This window comes from Neotabrizicola paludis, from assembly GCF_044142105.1.
Taxonomy (GTDB): Bacteria; Pseudomonadota; Alphaproteobacteria; order Rhodobacterales; family Rhodobacteraceae; genus Pseudogemmobacter.
The window spans coordinates 149,537-165,820 of record NZ_JBGTYM010000009.1 but is presented as its reverse complement, the minus strand read 5'-3'; the positions used below and the strand labels follow the sequence as shown (position 1 = coordinate 165,820).

Below are 16,284 nucleotides of genomic sequence, written 5' to 3'. Positions count from 1 at the left end.
AGGATTTCAACGGAAGACGAAAGCATACCTGAAGAGGAGGAATCATGGCTCGGGTTGCATTGGTGACGGGTGGCTCTCGGGGAATAGGAGCCTCGATTTCGGTGGCGCTGAAGGCGGCGGGCTACAAGGTGGCCGCGAATTACGCCGGGAATGACGAGGCGGCGTCGGCTTTCACGAAGGAAACCGGGATTCCGACCTACAAATGGTCGGTGGCCGACTACGAGTCCTGCGCCGAGGGCATCAAGAAGGTCGAAGCCGATCTGGGTCCGATCGACGTGCTGGTGAATAATGCGGGCATCACCCGCGACGCCATGTTCCACAAAATGACTCCGACCCAGTGGAAAGAGGTGATGGACACCAACCTCTCGGGCCTGTTCAACATGACCCATCCGCTCTGGACCGGGATGCGCGACCGCAAGTTCGGCCGCGTGATCAATATCTCGTCGATCAACGGTCAGAAGGGCCAGGCGGGCCAGGCCAATTATTCGGCAGCAAAGGCGGGCGATCTTGGCTTCACCAAGGCGCTGGCCCAAGAAGGTGCACGGGCGGGCATCACCGTCAACGCGATCTGTCCGGGCTATATCGGCACGGAAATGGTGCGCGCCATCGACGAGAAAGTGCTGAACGAGCGCATCATCCCGCAGATTCCGGTCGGGCGCCTGGGTGAACCCGAGGAGATCGCGCGGATCGTGGCCTTCCTGGCCTCGGACGATGCAGGCTTCATCACCGGCTCGACCATCAGCGCCAATGGCGGCCAGTTCGTCGTGTAAATCCCTCGCCGGAGGCCTGAAACCAGAGATTGCACCCGCCCGAGGCGCTGGCTAGCTTCGGGCGCGTGCGCAATCCGAAAGGCCTCCGGTGTCCCCTTCCCTACTCTCCCACCCGCCGCAGGGCCGCCGGTTGGATATTGCTTCCGCGATTGGCTACGCGGCCAAGGCGCGGGGCGTTTCTCCGCTGCGGATCGCCATCGAGTCGAGCCTGCTCAGGCGTGGCCGTGGCAAGCTGACCATCAACGAATACTTCCTTGCCGGGGCCTGGCAACCGGGCATTTCCTTCGCCGCCCGGCGTGCCTTCCTTGGCCCGCGCGCCTTTGTCGCTCTGAACTCGGCCCTGAACCCGCCGGCCCCGGACGGGCCCGGATCGGCGCTGAGCGACAAGCTGGAATGCCACGCCCGCTTTTCCGCAGCCGGGCTGCCGCAGCCCCGCATCCTTGCCGTTGCCGCCTCCGAGAAGCCCGTCACGGGCGAAACCTGGCTGTCCTCGCCGGACGCGACGCTGGATTTTCTGTCGCGCTCAGACAACCTGCCCTGTTTCGGCAAGCCGGTGCATGGCAGCCAGTCGATCGGCGGTGTCTCGATCATCGAACAGACCGATCCCGGCAGAGTGCGGCTGGGAAATGGCACCGAGGTTGCGACCCGCGACCTGGTCGCCGAAATTTGGCGTGACCATGCCCGCGGCTTCATGTTCCAGGAGCTGGTCCGCCCGCACAGAGACCTGGAAGCGCTGATCGGCCCGGTCATCGGCTCGGTTCGCATCGTCACCACCCTGGCGGGGACAGAGCCGGAAGTGCTTTACACGGTGCTGCGAGGCCCCGCCGCTGGCGCGATGGTCGATTCCAACGCCGGCCAGCTGGGATCCTATATCGCCGTCGATCCGGTGACCGGAAAGGTGATCCGCGCGCAGGATCGCCGCCAGATTGGCGGTGCAAGCCTTGAGAAAAGCATCGTGACCGGGGCCGATTGGCCCGGGGCGCAACTGCCCGATTTCAACCTTGCCCTTGCACTGGCCCGGGCAGCCCATGCGGCATTTCCCGCTTATGGCATCACCGGCAGCGACATCTTCCTAAGCGACCGTGGCCCCCTGATCACCGAGATCAACGGCAATCCCCATCATTCCTGCTATCAGGAGTCGCATGCCCATGGCGTGCTGAACCCCGACTTCCTGCCCCGACTGAAAGCCGTGCGCGACAGGTTCCGCGCTCAGGTGCCCCGTCCCAAGGATTGCCCGCTGAAATGACCCGCGCCAAGGCCACGGCCATCGGCTTCACCGCCGTCCTCATGTGGGCGCTTCTGGCGCTTTTGACCATCGGTTCGGCCCCGGTGCCGCCCTTCCTGCTGAATGCGCTGTGCTTTGCCATTGGCGGCACGCTTGGTCTGATCTGGACGGCACGGCGCGGGCTTTCCGTGCTGCGGACCGTGTCCTGGAAGGTTTATGCCTTCGGCACTCTGGGCCTGTTCGGCTATCACTTCCTGTATTTCACCGCCTTCCGCATCGCGCCCACGGCCGAGACCGGACTGATCGCCTATCTCTGGCCGTTGTTCATCGTGCTGTTTTCCGGTCTTCTGCCCGGCGAGAAGCTGGCCGCGCAGCATATCATCGGTGCGCTGGTCGCCTTTGGCGGGGCGGCTCTGATCGTGCTGGGGCGGGGCAGCGAGGGCGAGGTTTCTGCGCTGGGCCTTGTCCTGGCCTTTGCCTGCGCCCTGACCTGGGCCGCCTATTCCGTGCTGTCGCGGCGGCTGGGCGACGTGCCCACCGAAAGCGTGACCGTCTTTTGCCTGGCAACGGCGGCGCTGTCGCTGATCGCGCATCTGGCGCTGGAACAGACGATCTGGCCGCAGGGCGTGTTGGGCTGGGGGGCGGTTCTGGTGCTGGGCCTTGGTCCGGTGGGCGCGGCCTTCTTCACCTGGGATATGGGCATGAAAAAAGGCGACATCCAGATTCTGGGTGTCGCCTCTTATGCAGCGCCCTTGCTGTCAACCCTTGCGCTGGTGCTCGCGGGCATCACAGCACCGTCTTACATGATCCTTCTGGCTGCGGTGCTGATTGCCGGCGGTGCGGCTATGGCCGCGCGCCCCCGCAAACAGGACGGGGCGCGCAGCACCGATTCCGCCGGTTAGTGCTGGCTGGCGAGGCGCGAAATCTCTTCCTTGAGGCGGAGTTTCTGCTTCTTCCACTCGGCGATCTTCAGGTCATCCGTTGCGGGCTGGCGCTGGGCCTCCTCGACCATGGTAGAAAGCGTTTCGTGCTTCTTGCGGAGTTCCTGCAGATGCGAAGCCATGCTCATGTTCGTCCTCCATCGTTGTGACACCCACGTAACAAAGTCGATCACAGAGGCTGAGTCGTGTCACCTCGAAACAACGTGAGAGGGCAAAGAAAAGCCACCTATTATCCGAAAAGCGGCAAGAGGCCGCCCGCCTCGCGCAGGACGGCATTTGCCGCCGGGGTATAGCTTTCGCGGTCGCCATCATGGGCAGCACCTGCATGCAGCACGAAGGGCGGCAAAAGACGGAATGGCGCGCGGCCGCCCTTCTTGGCGTGCAGGATCAGACGGGGCGGCGCACGCCCCTCGCGCGGGGCCAAAGGCAGCACGGCGGCCGAGCCCAGTTTGGGCGCCAGCGCGGCCAGAAGCACCGGCAGGCTGTCGGTGCCGGCAATCAGCGTCAGCGTGCCGCCGGGCCGCAGCCGACGGGCGGCGGCGGCAATCCAAGCATCAAGCGGCAGATGCGCCGCCAGCGCCCGCGCCCGCCCCGCGACGGGCGAGGGTGTGCCCCCCGCCGGGTACCAGGGCGGATTGGCGATGACATGGTCGAAATCGCGCCGCAGGCGGGCGGGCATCCGGGTCAGGTCGCCCTCTACCACGTCCATGGCGATGCCATTGCGGGCGGCATTGCGCACGGCCAGGTCGGCATAATCTGCCTGAAGCTCCAGCCCCGCAAGCGCCAGGCCCGGCACCCGCAGCCCGAGGCAAAGCGCCGCAGCTCCCGCTCCGCAGCCCAGATCGAGCACCGACTCTCCGGCCTTGGCCGGGCAGCAGGCGGCCAGAAGCACGGCATCCGTCGCGGCCCGAAAGCCGCGGCTGGGTTGCCATAGCCGCAGCCTGCCGCTGAGGAACTTGTCGTCGGTCAACGTATCCTCGGCAAAGGTCATGGCTCAGGCCCCAGACGCCAGCGCGATGCCATTGTCGCGGCAGATCGCGCGGGCCAGAAACAGATCGCGATCAGCAACCATCAGGCGGCGCGGCAAAATTCCCAAGGACCCATCCAGGACGCTCATGTGGACGTCCATGGCAAAGGCCGTTATACCCTCGCCCTCAAGAAGGGCGGTTGCAAAGGCGATCTCGGTGGGATCGGTCGTGCGCAAAAGCTCTTTCATGGGGATGAGATAAGCGCGACCCTGCCTGCTGGGCAAGCGCACCGGGGACAAGGAATGCAGATGGACGGGGCTTCGGAAAAGCCGAAGGACGGGCCACAGGACCGGCTGGCCGCGGCTTTGGCCGAAGATATGGCAGCGGTGAACGTGCTGATCCGCCAGCGCATGTCCAGCGAACATGCACCACGCATCCCGGAAGTGACGGCCCATCTGATCGAAGCGGGCGGCAAGCGGCTGCGGCCGATGCTGGTGCTGGCGGCGGCGCATGTCTGTGGCAGTCCCGGCCCCGATGCGGTCAAGCTGGCCGCGACGGTCGAATTCATTCACACCGCAACGCTTCTGCATGACGATGTGGTCGATGAAAGCCAGCGCCGCCGGGGCCGCCCGACGGCCAACCTTCTGTGGGACAACAAGTCTTCGGTGCTGGTCGGCGACTACCTTTTCGCCCGCGCCTTCCAGTTGATGGTGGAACCGGGCTCGCTGCGCGTGCTCGACATTCTCGCCAATGCCTCGGCGACCATTGCCGAGGGCGAAGTGCTGCAACTGACCGCCGCGCAGGATCTGCGCACCACCGAGGCGACCTATCTGCAGGTCGTGCGCGGCAAGACGGCGGCGCTGTTTTCCGCCGCGACCGAGGCGGGCGCCGTGATCGCGGGCGCGCCCGAAGCACAGGTGCGCGCGCTGTTCGATTATGGCGATGCGCTGGGCATCGCCTTCCAGATCGCCGATGACCTTTTGGATTACGGCGGCTCCGCCGCCGCCATCGGCAAGAACACCGGCGACGATTTCCGCGAGCGCAAGCTGACGCTGCCGGTGATCAAGGCCGTCGCAAAGGCCGATGCCGAGGAACGCGCCTTCTGGATTCGGGTGATCGAGAAGGGCGACCAGCGCGAGGGCGATCTTCAGCATGCCCTGGCGCTGATGGCCCGCCATGGCGCGATGGAGGCCGCCCGCGCCGATGCGCTGGACTGGTCCTCCCGCGCACGCGCCTCGCTGGAGGCCCTGCCCGACCATCCGCTGCGCGGCATGTTGTCGGACCTTGCCGCCTATGTTGTGTCGCGCCTGACCTAGAGAAGCGGCCCCGCCGCGACCCACCAGCCCGGTTGTGCCGCCGTGATGGCAGCCTGCGCGGCACGGGCGGGTGCTTCCGCGTCGAAAAGCGCAAAGCAGGTGGCGCCAGAACCGGACATGCGGGCGATGCGCCGGCCAGGTTGCGCCCGCAACGCGGCCAGCACATCAGAAATGACCGGCGCGATGGTCAGCGCGGGCGTCTCCAGATCGTTGCGCTGCGTGGCAAGCCAGTCCGTAAGGACGCCCAGATCGGACCAATGCGGCAGGGTTGCGGGCAGGGGCGCATTGTCCTTGCGGGCCAGTGCGCGGAAAGCGGCGGGGGTCGGCACCTCGACACGCGGATTGACCAGCACGATCCACCCCGGCGGCAGGGCCACAGGATCAAGCACCTCGCCCACGCCCCGCATCCGGGCGGGCCGCGACGCCAGGCAGACCGGCACATCCGCGCCCAGCCGCATCGCCAGGCCTTCGGGCACGGCCTTGCCGGTCAGCCTGGCCAAGGCCCGCAGCGCCGCCGCCGCATCGGCCGAGCCGCCGCCAATACCGGAGGCGGGGGGCAGGCGCTTATCGAGGGTAAAGGCCGCCGCCGCGCCGAAACCCGCCGCCGCGCGCAGCACCAGATTGTCCGGCCCAGCGGACAGATCCGCGCCGAAAGGCCCCTCCAACCCCAGCCGGGCATCCAAGGCAGGCCGCGCCACCAGCCGGTCGCCAATACCGGCAAACGCGACCAGGCTGTCGAGCAGATGATAGCCATCCGCCCGCTGCCCGATGACATGCAGGCAGAGATTGATCTTGGCGGGGGCGAATTCGGTGACGGGCTCAGTTGCCATTCTTGGCGGCTTTGACCTCGGCCAAGGGCGTGGCCCCTTCCTCGGCCAGCACCGCGTCCAGCCCGATCTCAAGCTTGCGGCGGATACGGACGGCCTCTTTCTCTTCCGGGCTGAAGGACAGCGCCCGATGCCACTGGAATTCCGCCTCGCGCGTGCGGCCCACGGCCCAGTACACGTCGCCCAGATGGTCGGTGACGATCGGATCGACCGGCTCCAGGAGCGAGGCCTTCTCCATCGGCGCCAAGGCCTCGTCATAGCGGCCCAGCGTGAAATAGGCCCAGGCCAGGCTGTCGATGATATAGCCCTGGCGCGGCGCGGCGGCGACCGCCTCCTGGATCAGCTTCAACGCCTCGTCCAGCTTCTCGCCCCGCTCGACCAGCGCGTAGCCCAGATAGTTCAGCACCTCGGGCCGGCCGGGGTTCAGCGCCAGCGCCTTGCGGAAATCGGCTTCGGCGGCCGGCCAGTTACCCAGGCGCTCTTGGCAGATCGCGCGCGAGAAGAACAGGATCCAATGGGGGCGCTGCGGTTCCCCCGCCAGCTTGATCGCCGCATCATAGGCGGGCAGCGCCGCCGACCAGCGCTCGTCCCGGCGCAGGATGTCACCCAAGGCGGTCTGCGCCACGATCAGCTGCGGGTAATGCCGCGCCACGCCTTGCATCGCCTCGATCGCGGCATCCTTGTTGCCAAGTTCATAAAGCGCATCCGCCCGGCCGATCTCGGCCGAATAGAAGGATGGGTCATCTGCCGGAAAGGCGGCATAGGCCTCGGCCGCAAGGTCATAGCGGTTCAGCCCTTCCAGCATCGCCGCCGCCAGCAACAGCGCCTCGGCATGGTCGGGGCGCAGCGCCGCGGCCACGCGGGCATGCAGAAGTGTGGTACCGGGATCGCTTTCCCCGTTCGTGACCGTGGCAACGGTGAAGAAAACCTCGGCAATGCCGTCGCGCGCGCTGCGGATCGCGGTGAAGGGCAGCGCCTCGCCCGCCTTCAGCGTGTCGCGCATCGCGTCGATCCCCGGCTCAGGATCGGTGCCGAAGGCCTGTTCCAGAAGTTTCAGCGCCTCATCCCGGCGCTCAAGCTGAGACAGGATCTGGATCCGGGCGATGACGCCGCGGCGGTTGAGGTTGATCGCCGGGTTGGTCTTGCCCGAGAGGATCGCATCCGCCCCCTCGAAATCGCCCGCCAACGCCAGCGCCATGGCCTTGTGATACAGGCCAAAGGCCTCGCCGCCCTGGGTTTCCGACACTTTGTCGAATGCGGCCAGCGCATCGGACATGCGGCCCTCGCCGAAGATCGCCCAGGCCAGCGACAATTCGTCGATCAACGCACCGGCCTTGCGGCCCTCCTCGGCGCCCTTGACGATGGCGGCGTAATCCTCGCGCTGGGCCTCGTCGGCCAAGAGCGCCATGTCGGCAAGCTGGCTGGTCTGACCCTTGGCCTTGATATGCTGCGCCACTTCGGCGGCAAGGCCGATTTCGCCCAGGTTCAGGTTCGAATAGATCGAGCCTTCCATCAGGCTCAGGTTGGACGGGTCGGACATCAACGCCCGGGCGTACCAGCCGGCGGCAACGCGGAAATCCGCGCCCGCCTCGGCAGCGCGGGCCGCCAGATAGGCGCCTGAATCCGGCGTGGCGCTTTCGACCGAGGCCGCGACGCTGGCACCGTTTGCGGCCTCGCCCTCGGCCCGAAGCGGCGGCGCAAGGGCAACCGAAAGAGCCAGCGCGGCAGAGGTAAGGCGAAGGGCGGACCGGATCATCGTCATGCGTCTCCCAGGGCAAGTCCCAGGCCCGCAGGCTAGCCGGGCGCAAGCGCGCTGTCCATGTAGGGCGGACCCGACCGGCAGGGGATCGCGGCAATGTCAGAAAAAAGGGGCCTTGCGGCCCCTTTTGCCCCTACATGTTCGGATAATTCGGCCCGCCGCCGCCCATGGGCGTGGTCCAGACGATGTTCTGCGACGGGTCCTTGATGTCGCAGGTCTTGCAATGGACGCAGTTCTGGAAGTTGATGCGGAAGGTCGCATCCGCGCCCTCGCCCAGCACTTCATAGACCCCCGCCGGACAATAGCGCTGCGCCGGTTCGGCGAATTTCGGCAGGTTCACCGCGATCGGGATCGACTTGTCCTTCAGCCGCAGATGGGCGGGCTGGTTCTCGTCATGGTTGGTGAAGCTGAAGGCCACATTGGTCAGCCGGTCAAAAGAGAGCTTGCCGTCGGGCTTCGGGTAGTCGATCGGCTTGTGATTGGCGGCAGGCTCGGTCGCCGCCGCATCGGTCTTGCCATGCTTCAGCGTGCCCAGAACGGTCAGGCCGAAAGTATTGGCCCACATATCCGCGCCGCCCAGCAGAAGGCTGGCGGTCAGGCCCCATTTCGACCAGGCGGGCTTCACGTTGCGGACCTTCTTCAGATCCTTGCCGATGGCGCCCGTGCGCACCTCGGTCTCATAGGCGGTCAGCTCGTCGCCCATCCGGCCCGCCCTGATCGCGGCATGGGCCGCCTCGGCCGCGGCCTTGCCCGACAGCATGGCATTGTGGTTGCCCTTGATGCGCGGAACGTTCACCAGACCGGCGGAACAACCCAGCAAGGCCACGCCCGGCGCCACCATCTTGGGGATCGACTGCCAGCCGCCCTCGGAGATTGCCCGGGCGCCATAGGCCACACGCTTGCCGCCCTTCAGCAGCTCGGCCACCATCGGGTGATGCTTGAAGCGCTGGAATTCGGCATAGGGGTAAAGATAGGGGTTCTTGTAGTTCAGGTGGACCACGAAGCCCACATAGACCTGATTGTTCTCAAGGTGATAGATGAAGCTGCCGCCGCCCGCGTTGCCGCCCAGCGGCCAGCCCATCGTATGGGTGACCGTGCCCTCGCGGTGCTTGGCGGGGTCGATCTCCCAGATCTCCTTCATGCCGATGCCGAATTTCTGCGGGCAATGGCCTTTGGACAGGTCGTATTTCGCGATGACTTCCTTGGCGAGAGAGCCGCGGACGCCCTCCGACAGGAAGACATACTTGCCGCGCAGCTCCATCCCCGGCTCGTAGGACGGGCCGGGTTCGGCGGTTTCCGGGTCAAGCCCGAACTCCCCCGCCACGACGCCCGCAACACGGTCGCCGTCATAGACCAGCTGCGAACAGGCCATGCCCGGAAAGATTTCCACGCCCAGCCCTTCGGCCACGCCCGCCATCCAGCGGCAGACATTCGCCATCGAGACGATGTAATTCCCGTGATTGTTCATCAGCGGCGGCATCGGGAAATTCGGGATGCGGATCTGGCCCGCCGGGCCGAGGAGGTAGAAATTGTCGGACGTCACTTCGGTCTTGATCGGCGCATCCATGCTGCGCCAGTCGGGCAGAAGCGCGTCCAGCCCCGAAGGGTCGAGCACCGCACCCGAAAGGATATGCGCGCCGACTTCCGAGCCCTTTTCCAGCACCACGACCGACAGATCGGGGTCAAGCTGCTTCAGCCGGATGGCGGCGGACAGGCCCGCGGGGCCTGCGCCCACGATCACCACATCGTATTCCATCGACTCGCGCTGGATCGCCGTCATACCCTGCTTCCCCTTCCGCTCTGGTGGCGGTTCCTGTTGCCTGATGCCCGACCCGAGGTCAACCGTGACGCAACATCCCATCGCTGCATCGCCGCGCTGCCGCAATTTTCTTGCCCGAAGGCGACGCGCCGCCGACCGCTTGCGGCAACGGGCTTGCATTTCCCGCGCCCATGGGGTGATCTGAGCTTGGAAGACATGCGAAGTCATGGCCCGTAACCCGGGCCGTGACTTCTTTATTTGATTACGACGGGAAGAGCGATGGACAAGATCCCGATGACCCGGCGCGGGTTTGACGTGCTGGACGCGGAACTGAAGCAGTTGAAGACAGTCGAACGGCCGGCGATCATCAAGGATATCGCCGAAGCCCGCGCCCATGGCGACCTGTCGGAAAATGCCGAATACCATGCCGCCCGAGAAAAGCAGGGTTTCATTGAGGGCCGCATCAAGGAGCTTGAGGGCACGCTCTCGCTCGCCGATGTCATCGACCCCAGCAAACTGTCAGGCTCGATCAAGTTCGGCGCGACCGTCACGCTGGTCGACGAGGAAACCGACGAGGAAAAGACCTATCAGATCGTGGGCGAAGTCGAATCGAATATCGAGCTGGGCCTCCTGAACATCCGCTCGCCGCTGGCGCGCGCCCTGATCGGCAAGGACGAGGGCGACAGCGTCGAGGTGGTCACGCCGGGCGGGCGGCGCGACTATGAGATCCTCTCGGTCCGTTATCTCTGAAGCCATGGCCCCGCCGCCCGAAAGGTCTGCCCTGCCCGGACTGGCCGCCTCGGTCCGCGCCCGGCATGTGACCGAGATCACCGCCGGGGTCCTGAGCCTGGTCTGGGTGATCGCGGTTCTGGCCTATGTCTTCTCTTCGCCGCCCGGCGACGACATGCGCACGCTGGGGCTGGTGATGACGCTTCTCATCGTCTTCCTGCCGTTGGTGCTGCTCTGGGCCGCCGTTGTCACCCTGCGCTCGGTGCGCGATCTGCGGGCCGAGGCGGCGCGGCTGCAACAGGCCGTCGATGCGATGCGGGCAAGCTATGTGCAGACCGCGGCCCAGGTCGAAGCGGCGGCGATGAAACCCTCGGTCGAGAAGAAGCTGGACCAGATCGCCGCGCAGACGCGGGAAGCGCAGAACGCGCTCGCGACCTTCACCTCGCGTCGCGATGCCGGGCTGACCCAGCCCTCGGCCGACCGCAAGGCCGCCCTGGCCGTGCCGCGCCCCGACCCCGCAGCCGAACAGCCGGGTCTTGCGCTGGGCACGCCGGCCGATGCGCTGCGACCGCCCCTGTCGGTCAGCGATTTCATCCGCGCGCTGCAATTCCCCGAGACGCCCGAGGACAAGGCCGGTTTCCGCGCCCTGCGCCTGGCGCTCGAGGATCGCGAGGTCGCCAAGCTGATCCGCGCCGCGCAGGATGTGCTGACGCTTCTGTCGCAGGAAGGCATCTATATGGATGACCTGCGCCCGGAAATGGCGCGGCCCGATCTGTGGCGCCGCTTCGCCGCCGGGGAACGCGGCCGTACCGTCGCCGCTGTGGGCGGCATCCGCGATCGCTCGTCTCTGGCGTTGACCGCCAGCCGGATGCGCGAGGACACGATCTTCCGCGACGCGGCGCACCACTTCCTGCGCACCTTCGACAAGGTCTTCCAGGCCTTCGAGAAAAACGCCAGCGATGCCGAACTGGCGGATCTGGCCGATACCCGCACCGCGCGCGCCTTCATGCTGTTCGGCCGGGTCGCGGGCGTCTTCGACTGAGGCCCCCGGCGCAACGTCGCTTTCTCATGGAAAAGCCGGGGTTTCAGCCCAGCGGGCGCACCATCGTCGTCGCCGCGCGAAAGCCGAAGACCAGCGACAGCAAGCCCAGCCTTTCGGTCTGCGTGGCGACAAAGCCCTCGCGCTCATACAGCGCCCTTGCGCGCCAGTTCGTGTCGATCACCTCAAGCCGGATCGCATCATAACCCCGCGCGCGCGCCTCGGCGCACAGCGCCGCGATCAGCGCATGGCCGACGCCCTTGCCGCGCTCGGCCCGCGTCACGGCAATGCCGTCGATCAGAAAGCGGTGATTGTCGACCTCATGCGCCAGCGCCCAGAGCGCCAGGCTGCGCCAGAGCGCGCCCGGAAGGCCATAGGCGGCGCGCAGACGGTTGAAGCCACCCCCGGCAAAGGCGCCCTGCGGCGACTTGAACCCGGCCACGCCGATCAGGCGCCCCTGATCGTCCAGCGCGCCAAAACAGTGATCAGACCGCAAGACGCTGGTCAGAAAAGCAAGCGCCCGCTTCTCCGGCCCCAGAACCGCGCCCAGCTTGCCGCCAAAAGCCTCCCAATACAGCCGGGCCGCCTGGGCGCGCTGCGCCTCGGGGAAGCCCCGGATCACGCGGGGCATTCTTCCGCCTCCAGCGCCGCGATCAACATGGCCGCCTGTCCCGCGCCCAGGATCCAGCCCTCTTCCTGCGCCTCGGGCGGGGTCTGCATCAGATCCGCCAGCCGCCCCGCCTGCCCCAGCCGCCACAGCGCCCGCGACAGAAGCCGCACCTGCGCCTGATCGCTGGGCAGACCCTCGGCCTGCGCCAGCCGCGCCACCGGCCCGGCCAGAAGCGAGGGATAGACCTCGGCCACGACCACATTGGCCCCATCGAGGGGCGCAAAAGGCCAGATCGCCAGGCCCGGGCGCTGCGCGAGCCGGTGTAGCATCGGCAGGCCTAATAGGCTTTGCGAGCCGACCGCGCCGGGGTTGAACAGCATGAACGGCGATTTGGCGGGCGGCGACAGCGCCTCGGCCGCGCGCACCGAGGCCAGGCCCAGCGCGGCAAGGTCGATCCCCGCCCGCCGCGCGGGCAGGCCCTGCCAGCTCTGGTTCGACGGATGGCTCCAGAACGGCCCCGGCCCGCCTGCGATCAGCGCATTGATCCGCGCCGCCACGGCAAAGCGGTTGTTGCGGTTGTCCGGCCCGTCCTCGATCGCCCTGGCCAGCCAGCGCCAGACCGCCGGCGCGCGCGCCTCTCCGGTCAGGGCTGCGGCAAAGCCCGCCGGATAGCCAAAGGCAAAATCCAGGCCGATCAGCAGCCGTTCGCCCGCGAGGGTCGCCGCCTCGATCAGCTCGACAAGCTGCGTCTCGCCGCTGGCGCGGGTGCGGTGGTGCCATTCGGCGCCGCCTTCAGCATCATGGCAGCCAATCCAGATCGCATTGGCACGATGGCGGGCCGAAGTGGGCAGGTTGGCCGCCGACCAGTCGGCCACAATCACCCGGTCAAAGCGCAAGGCCCAGATCCCGCAGGATGAAATCCGCGACGGCGGCGGTGTCGTTCAGGTCCAGCACCGGCACCGCCACGTCCTGCGGCAAGGCCGTATCGGTCGCCACCGCCCGCACCAGCGGATCGCCCGGCTGGATCAGCGGATGTCCGGTCTCGGCCCGCCAGACCTCGACCTTGCGATGCGCGTCGCGCTTGTAGCCCTCGACCAGCACCAGATCGACCGGGGCCAGCCGCGCCAGAACCTGGGTCAGCTCCGGCTCGGGTCCGCGATGTTCGCGCATCAGGGCGAAACGATGGGCCGAAGCCAGCACCACTTCGGACGCGCCCGCCTGCCGGTGCCGGAACGTATCCTTGCCCGGCTGGTCCAGATCGACATCGTGATGCACATGCTTGACGGTCGAGACGGTCAGCCCGCGCCCCGCGATCTCGGCCACCAGCCGCTCCATCAGCCCGGTCTTGCCGGCATTCTTCCAACCGATGACGCCATAGATCTTCATAACAGTCGCGCCTCTGCCCCGGCCAGATCTTCCGGTGTGTTCAGGTTCAGGAAGCAAGCGGGATCTGGAAACGCCACCGCCCGGCCGCCATGCGACAAGGCAAAGTCGCGGACTCGCGCCTTGGCGCCTGAGGCCAGGAACGCCTCCAGCGCGTCGGCCAGCGCCACCGGCCACAGCCCCACCGCCGGATGCATCACGCCACCGCTTTCGGCCAAAGCCGGGGCATCGGTACCCCCTTCAGACAGTCGCGCCACAAGGTCTTCGGGCAGGAAGGGCGCATCGACCGGGGCCGAGACCAGCGCTTGCGCCCCCTGCGCCGCCGCCCAGCGCAGCCCGGCCAGCACGCCCGACAAGGGTCCGATCGACTCGCTGTCCGGCAGGACGGTCAGACCGAATTCCGCAAAGCGCGCAGGGTCGCCATTGGCGGAAAGCGCCAAAGCGGCCACCTGTGGGGAAAGCGCGCGCTGCACATGGGCCAGAAGCGGGCGCCCGGCCAGGCGCACCAGCGCCTTGTCCTGCCCCATCCGGCGTGATTGTCCCCCGGCCAAGATCACGGCTGCGATGCGCATAGGTTCCTCCTGCCGCCTGCCTAGGCCGCAGCTGCGGCCCCGGCAAGCCTCAGTTCACCAGATTTCCGTCGTCATCCACCATCTTGACGCCGTGATGGCCCAGATCTGTCTGCTGGGTGATCACCCGCGCGGTCACGCCGGGAAGCTGATCGAAGGACCGGCCCAGCGCCTTGGGGAACATGCTGCCCTTCAACCCCTCGAAGCCCGGCACCCCGTTCAGGATATTGCTGATCGAGGTCGAGCAATAGGCCTTGGGCACCGCGCCGTAATCCTTGGCGCGCTGCAGCACCAGATTGGCCACCTCGGGCGACACGATCTTGGTGCTTTCGATGACGTGGAATTCCTCGGTCGCGCTGTCGCGGGTGTGATAGTCAAGGTAGAAGGCATACATCCGGTCGGTCAGGCCGTAATGCACATCGTTTCGGATCGGCATCGAGGGGTGATAGAAGGTGCCTGCCGGGTCGAACAGCACGCGCTCCGACCCGTTGATGATCAGCCCCGAATGCGCGCCCGAGCCGTTGCGGTCATTGATGACCGTGACCAGCGTGATCGAGGCCGGCGGCCCGGCGACGTAATGCGCCGCCGCGACCTTGTCATCCGGCGCCCAGGTGCGGTCCGCGCCGCAGGCGGCCAGGGTCAGGGCGCAGGCCAGCGCGGCAAGAAGGCGCAGCATCACTCGGACTCCGAAGAAGCTTTGGGGATCAGGAATTGGCCAGCGCCATGAAGATCAGGATGGCGATCGTCAGGATCACGGTCCAGGTCGACAGCTTGACGAAGCCCGCGAAGGTCTTCTCCTGCTCACGGATGTCCATCGAGCCGTGCTTGTATTCGGTATGTCCGTGATCGGCCATGTCGCGCGCTTTCCTGTTTTCACTCGCTTTCCCTGCCCTTAGCCGATTCCCCGCCCCCTGTCACGCGGAAGCGTCGCCGGATTCGCCGCCGATCCAGCCCGGCCGCAGCGCGAATCCGATCCGGCGGGGCGGCTCTTCCGGCTCGAATTTAGGCACGGCGCGCAGCATCACCGAAAGCTGGCTGACATGCTGGACAAGCTGGGTTTTCAACCCATCCTCGTCCCGGCCGTAGAAGGTGATCATGTCTGGGTCGAAATAGCCGATCCCTTCGATCCTCAGCACGCCCGCCTCGCCCCCCGCGAAACCCATGGCGATTTCCTGGCTCGCATCAAGCTGGCCTTCGAAATTGCGGATATACAGGACCAGCCGGTCATGCGCCCATTCGGCCGGGCTCTTGGGCTTCTTCTCGACCTTGGCCGGCGGCGGCGCCGCCTTCTTGGCGGGGGTCTTGGGGGCAGCGGGTTTCGCCATGTCTCTCAGCTCCTTTGCCACAGGAAGGCCCCGTCGGGGGCCAGGCTGCGGCCTGCCAGGCCGCGTCGATGCAGGTGGTTCAGATGCGCCAGGCTTTCGGCCAGCGCGAGTCCCTCTTCCGCCGGGCCGATCCTGCGCTTGAACAGGACGGGGAAGCAATCCACCGCCCGGCGCGGTACTGCCAGATGCTCCAGTAGCCGTGTCAGCGCGGTCTGGTGGTTCTCGGCCATCTGGCGCAGGCGGAAGGGCAGGCCGGTGAACGGAAGCTTGTGGCCGGGCAGCACAAGCTGATCCTGTGTCGCATGCATCGCCAGCCTCGCGCAGCTTTCCAGCCAGTCGGCCAGCGGATCGGCCTCGGGCTCGGTCGGATAGACGCCGATATTGGCCGAGATACCGGGCAGCAACTGGTCGCCGCCCAGAACCAGCGAGCGGCCGTCATCCACCGTCCACAGCGTGGCATGGCAGGGCGCGTGGCCATGGCCGATCCGCACCAGCCAGTCGCGCCCGGCCAGATGCAGGCGCTGGCCTTCGGTGATCCGGCTGAACCCCGGCGGCATCGCGTGCACGACATCGGCCGAGTTGTAGGGCCGTTCTCCCGCGCGGCGCGCCAGTGCCTCGGGCGGCAGCCCGGCGCGTTGCCACAGGATCATGGCCTGCGGGCTGGGCGTTTCCTGCACATCCAGCACCAGCATCCGCGCCATGATCCAGGCCGTGCGCGTCATGCACAATTCGGCCCCCCGCGCCTGGAACCAGCCCGCAAGACCGACGTGGTCGGGGTGGTGATGGGTCACGATCAGCCGTTCGACCGGCTTGCCGCGCAAAGGACCGGCCAGCAGTGTCTCCCAGATTGCCCGGGTCCGGCGGCTGTCGATCCCGGTATCGACCAGCGTCCAGCCGCCGGGGCCCTCCAACGCATAGACATTCACATGGTCCAGGCCCCAGGGCAGCGGCAGGCGCATCCACAACAGGCCGGGCGCGATTTCGGTGGCGCAGCCCTCGGCGGGCGGCTCGGCATAGGGGTGGTCGATCGCATCGCTCATGCCACAGGGATGGGCGAGAGCGGC

Annotated in this window: 20 protein-coding genes; 6 read left to right on the top strand and 14 right to left on the bottom strand. The window is 66.9% G+C overall.

What is annotated here, in order from left to right; genetic code table 11:
* The first annotated feature begins 44 nt into the window (after positions 1-44).
* From ACED67_RS17975 to yddG, 3 genes are all read left to right on the top strand, one after another.
* Positions 45-770, top strand: coding sequence for a beta-ketoacyl-ACP reductase (locus tag ACED67_RS17975; protein WP_395543094.1), 726 nt, complete (start codon positions 45-47; stop codon positions 768-770).
* Between the two features lie 130 nt (positions 771-900).
* On the top strand, positions 901-2,016 hold the full coding sequence (locus ACED67_RS17970) for a sugar-transfer associated ATP-grasp domain-containing protein (RefSeq protein WP_395543093.1): 1,116 nt from the start codon (positions 901-903) through the stop codon (positions 2,014-2,016).
* A complete protein-coding gene (gene yddG, locus ACED67_RS17965; RefSeq protein WP_395543092.1) occupies positions 2,013-2,897 on the top strand; it encodes an aromatic amino acid exporter YddG in 885 nt (294 codons plus the stop codon). Before ACED67_RS17970 ends, yddG begins: the two co-directional genes overlap by 4 nt.
* On the opposite strand, the gene ACED67_RS17960 is transcribed toward yddG, so the two are convergent.
* From ACED67_RS17960 to ACED67_RS17950, 3 genes are all read right to left on the bottom strand, one after another.
* Positions 2,894-3,064, bottom strand: a complete 171-nt coding sequence (locus ACED67_RS17960; RefSeq protein WP_395543091.1) for a YdcH family protein — start codon at positions 3,062-3,064, stop codon at positions 2,894-2,896. The genes yddG and ACED67_RS17960 overlap by 4 nt on opposite strands.
* A gap of 101 nt (positions 3,065-3,165) precedes the next feature.
* The gene (locus ACED67_RS17955; protein ID WP_395543090.1) at positions 3,166-3,927 is read right to left on the bottom strand and encodes a tRNA1(Val) (adenine(37)-N6)-methyltransferase; all 762 of its coding nucleotides are present in this window, start codon (positions 3,925-3,927) and stop codon (positions 3,166-3,168) included.
* Positions 3,928-3,930: 3 nt separating this feature from the next.
* Positions 3,931-4,152: a putative signal transducing protein gene (locus ACED67_RS17950; protein WP_395543089.1), complete on the bottom strand. Its 222-nt coding sequence runs from the start codon at positions 4,150-4,152 to the stop codon at positions 3,931-3,933.
* A 60-nt stretch (positions 4,153-4,212) separates the two neighbouring features.
* On the opposite strand from ACED67_RS17950, the gene ACED67_RS17945 reads away from it, so the two are divergent.
* Positions 4,213-5,220, top strand: a complete 1,008-nt coding sequence (locus tag ACED67_RS17945; protein WP_395543088.1) for a polyprenyl synthetase family protein — start codon at positions 4,213-4,215, stop codon at positions 5,218-5,220.
* Here ACED67_RS17945 and ACED67_RS17940 read toward each other — a convergent pair.
* The 3 genes from ACED67_RS17940 to ACED67_RS17930 form a co-directional block, all read right to left on the bottom strand.
* Positions 5,217-6,050 carry a 4-(cytidine 5'-diphospho)-2-C-methyl-D-erythritol kinase gene (locus tag ACED67_RS17940; RefSeq protein ID WP_395543087.1) on the bottom strand — a complete coding sequence of 278 codons (834 nt, stop codon included), beginning with the start codon at positions 6,048-6,050 and terminating at the stop codon, positions 5,217-5,219. The two genes, ACED67_RS17945 and ACED67_RS17940, sit on opposite strands and share 4 nt — an antisense overlap.
* Entirely contained in the window at positions 6,040-7,809 is a 1,770-nt protein-coding gene (locus ACED67_RS17935) for a tetratricopeptide repeat protein (RefSeq protein ID WP_395543086.1), read from the bottom strand. Before ACED67_RS17935 ends, ACED67_RS17940 begins: the two co-directional genes overlap by 11 nt.
* Before the next feature lie 130 nt (positions 7,810-7,939).
* Complete coding sequence (locus tag ACED67_RS17930; protein ID WP_395543085.1) at positions 7,940-9,586, bottom strand: electron transfer flavoprotein-ubiquinone oxidoreductase; 1,647 nt, start codon at positions 9,584-9,586, stop codon at positions 7,940-7,942.
* A 258-nt stretch (positions 9,587-9,844) separates the two neighbouring features.
* Between ACED67_RS17930 and greA the strand changes: the two genes are divergently transcribed.
* Both greA and ACED67_RS17920 read left to right on the top strand, forming a co-directional pair.
* On the top strand, positions 9,845-10,315 hold the full coding sequence (greA, locus tag ACED67_RS17925) for a transcription elongation factor GreA (protein WP_395543084.1): 471 nt from the start codon (positions 9,845-9,847) through the stop codon (positions 10,313-10,315).
* A gap of 4 nt (positions 10,316-10,319) precedes the next feature.
* Complete coding sequence (locus ACED67_RS17920) at positions 10,320-11,336, top strand: hypothetical protein (protein ID WP_395543083.1); 1,017 nt, start codon at positions 10,320-10,322, stop codon at positions 11,334-11,336.
* Positions 11,337-11,379: 43 nt separating this feature from the next.
* Here the strand turns inward: ACED67_RS17920 and ACED67_RS17915 are convergent, their stop codons facing one another.
* From ACED67_RS17915 to ACED67_RS17880, 8 genes are read right to left on the bottom strand one after another with little or no spacing between them, the layout of a single operon-like run.
* Complete coding sequence (locus ACED67_RS17915; protein WP_395543082.1) at positions 11,380-11,964, bottom strand: GNAT family N-acetyltransferase; 585 nt, start codon at positions 11,962-11,964, stop codon at positions 11,380-11,382.
* Positions 11,952-12,839 (bottom strand): molybdopterin guanine dinucleotide synthesis, encoded by an 888-nt coding sequence (locus ACED67_RS17910; RefSeq protein ID WP_395543081.1) that lies wholly within the window; start codon positions 12,837-12,839, stop codon positions 11,952-11,954. Before ACED67_RS17910 ends, ACED67_RS17915 begins: the two co-directional genes overlap by 13 nt.
* Positions 12,829-13,329 (bottom strand): molybdopterin-guanine dinucleotide biosynthesis protein B, encoded by a 501-nt coding sequence (gene mobB, locus ACED67_RS17905; RefSeq protein WP_395543080.1) that lies wholly within the window; start codon positions 13,327-13,329, stop codon positions 12,829-12,831. Before mobB ends, ACED67_RS17910 begins: the two co-directional genes overlap by 11 nt.
* Positions 13,326-13,898: a molybdenum cofactor guanylyltransferase MobA gene (gene mobA / locus ACED67_RS17900; protein ID WP_395543079.1), complete on the bottom strand. Its 573-nt coding sequence runs from the start codon at positions 13,896-13,898 to the stop codon at positions 13,326-13,328. The genes mobB and mobA overlap by 4 nt, the downstream gene beginning before the upstream one ends.
* Positions 13,899-13,947: 49 nt before the next feature.
* Positions 13,948-14,571 (bottom strand): hypothetical protein, encoded by a 624-nt coding sequence (locus ACED67_RS17895; RefSeq protein WP_395543078.1) that lies wholly within the window; start codon positions 14,569-14,571, stop codon positions 13,948-13,950.
* A gap of 28 nt (positions 14,572-14,599) precedes the next feature.
* On the bottom strand, positions 14,600-14,749 hold the full coding sequence (locus ACED67_RS17890) for an aa3-type cytochrome c oxidase subunit IV (RefSeq protein WP_395543077.1): 150 nt from the start codon (positions 14,747-14,749) through the stop codon (positions 14,600-14,602).
* 60 nt (positions 14,750-14,809) lie between these two features.
* Complete coding sequence (locus ACED67_RS17885; protein WP_395543076.1) at positions 14,810-15,220, bottom strand: DUF6173 family protein; 411 nt, start codon at positions 15,218-15,220, stop codon at positions 14,810-14,812.
* Between the two features lie 5 nt (positions 15,221-15,225).
* Entirely contained in the window at positions 15,226-16,260 is a 1,035-nt protein-coding gene (locus ACED67_RS17880) for an MBL fold metallo-hydrolase (protein ID WP_395543150.1), read from the bottom strand.
* Positions 16,261-16,284 lie beyond the last annotated feature (24 nt).